The 1,730-nt window shown below is 54.2% G+C and carries 2 pseudogenes; both read left to right on the plus strand.

The features are described 5' to 3' along the window. The first annotated feature begins 475 nt into the window (after positions 1-475). Positions 476-891 (plus strand): annotated as a pseudogene (locus AC1D35_RS35890) (DUF2721 domain-containing protein). 497 nt (positions 892-1,388) lie between these two features. Continuing rightward, positions 1,389-1,511: pseudogene (locus AC1D35_RS35895) on the plus strand (transposase); the annotation flags it as partial. Positions 1,512-1,730: the final 219 nt, after the last annotated feature.

A 1,730-nucleotide genomic window follows, 5' to 3' on the forward strand; every position in this document is an offset into this window, starting at 1 on the left:
CAACTCGCGGCGGATGCGAGCAGCCTCTATTCGTACACACGGGTCGCTCTGGGCATCGAAGGAAGCATTCCGACCAAACACCACTTGAGCGATCGTGAAAGCCTTGAGGTATCCTTCTCTCCCATCCAGCGTTTCTTCGATGATGAACTGCAGAAATCGTCGTGCCCGCTGCGGTAGGTCGAAGTCCCGACTGCTCAATATGTGTCCGAGTTGCACCCTGACCTGATCCGGAGAAGGTTCAAGGGAGCGCATGGTATCCGCGTTTGCACCTGTCATTGCCGCTCCCCGTCGAGAAATACAGTGAATTGCAAGCCATCATGCGCAGTCTGGAGACAGTTTGTTATTTAGCATATTCTTAATAACAGCAATGACACGATCCTGACCAGCTGTGAAGTGCATAGTGGTAATAAAATCGTAAATGACAACCAAAGGTGGTGGTCATGGCTTCGCGATCGACAGGGTCTCAGGAGCGTGAATGGATACCCCCGAAATCATAGTGGATTATGCCCAAGTAATTCAAACCTCGTTAGCCCCCTATTCCTCCTGGCAGGCACCGGCGGTTTTGTCGGCATTTACGTCACTCGTCTCGGAAGGGTGTCAGACAGGCTGAACGAGGTTACCGACAACCCTCTGCCAAGGCAGAGCCGTCACCGGCAACTGACGTATCTGCGCCGTCGTGCGCTGATCATGGAGGTAGCCGTCATATTTGGTGCGGTGGCGGGCACCTGCACGTGCTGCGCAATCCTCAACCTTCTGTCGGGTGCCTTGGCGATACGTTTGCAACCAGAAAATCTCGTCTGGTTTTTCGGTGGCGCGATCGTATCATTGATGTTGTCGCTGGTTTCATTTCTGGTTGAACTTATAGTCGCCGGCTTCAGTATACTTCTGTAAGTCAAGATGGATCGCGATCGGCGCAGATAGGTCCGCGCCCCCGCAATCCCTATTCGTTAACGATTGCCGTCTATCGTGCGCTGATTGAGCTGTGGGTGACTCATGCAAGCAAGACGGTATCGCGTTATCTCGCTTGGCATTGTTCTTGCCGTCGCTGGGGCTGTCGCGCCGCTCGCCGCCATGGCTTACGCCTCGTGGCAGATAGCGATAGCCAAGGAACTGTCCTTCGGGAACACGCCGTCAATGTCACCGAGCGCGCGAAGTTCACGTTTTCCGACGCGCGCCAAGCGCTCGTCGCGATGAATGGGCAAACGTTGCTCCATGCTCGCAGGAGCACATCGCGCTGATGCGCAAGATGACAATGAATACCGATGTCGAACTGGGGTCCGGGATATCTCTCGCCTTCTTTAGTAATAGTGGATTGTTGATTGTAGTGGCCCCCTAAATCCCCGGACACGATCTCCCACTTGTTAAGTGTTAGGAGTAATGTGCCCATTATGACCAGTCACATACCTAAGATAGAAGTGCTGTCCGGCCCGGAGCGCCGCCGTCGCTGGTCGACAGCGGAAAAGCTCGCGATAGTCCAGGAGACCTACGAGCCTGACGTCACGGTCAGCATCCCGAAATCATCCCGGTCGACAAATGATTTGATACGAAGTCTTTTTTACCGCGATATCTATGACAACCGCGCGAGGGCGACTACTCCCAATCTCACGGCGTCTTAAGCGAGCATCGATGCCAAGACTGGCTGGAATCTATTTGTCGACCGGGCGTCACGGCTTCTTCTCCTGCTTGGATGTCACAGCGGAAATGCCGACGGAGCCTAAACCGATCTTACT

Source organism: Rhizobium sp. P1_E6 (assembly GCF_056405875.1).